The sequence below is a fragment of the Shewanella sp. CAL98-MNA-CIBAN-0140 genome (assembly GCF_040309905.1).
GTDB lineage: Bacteria > Pseudomonadota > Gammaproteobacteria > Enterobacterales > Shewanellaceae > Shewanella > Shewanella psychromarinicola.
This window is the reverse complement of record NZ_JBEOPI010000239.1, coordinates 1-253: the sequence shown is the minus strand read 5'-3', so window position 1 is coordinate 253 and position 253 is coordinate 1. Positions and strand designations below refer to the sequence as shown.

The window sequence follows — 253 nt, the reverse complement described above, 5'->3', positions numbered from 1 at the left end:
ATCCAGCGCCCCCTGGAGCTGGGCTTCGACGTGGTGGTGCACTCCACCACCAAGTACCTGAACGGCCATTCCGACGTGATCGGCGGCATCGCCATCGTCGGCGACAACCCGGACCTGCGCGAGCGCCTGGGCTTCCTGCAGAACTCGGTGGGCGCCATCTCCGGGCCGTTCGACGCCTTCCTCACCCTGCGCGGGGTGAAGACCCTGGCGCTGCGCATGGAGCGCCATTGCAGTAACGCCCTGGCCCTGGCCC

The 253-nt window shown here is 68.8% G+C and carries 1 protein-coding gene; it reads left to right on the top strand.

Annotated elements, in window-relative coordinates; all coding sequences use genetic code 11:
- A partial coding sequence (locus AAEY93_RS20910) for a PLP-dependent transferase (protein ID WP_351079640.1) occupies window positions 1–253 on the top strand: 253 nt, incomplete at both ends.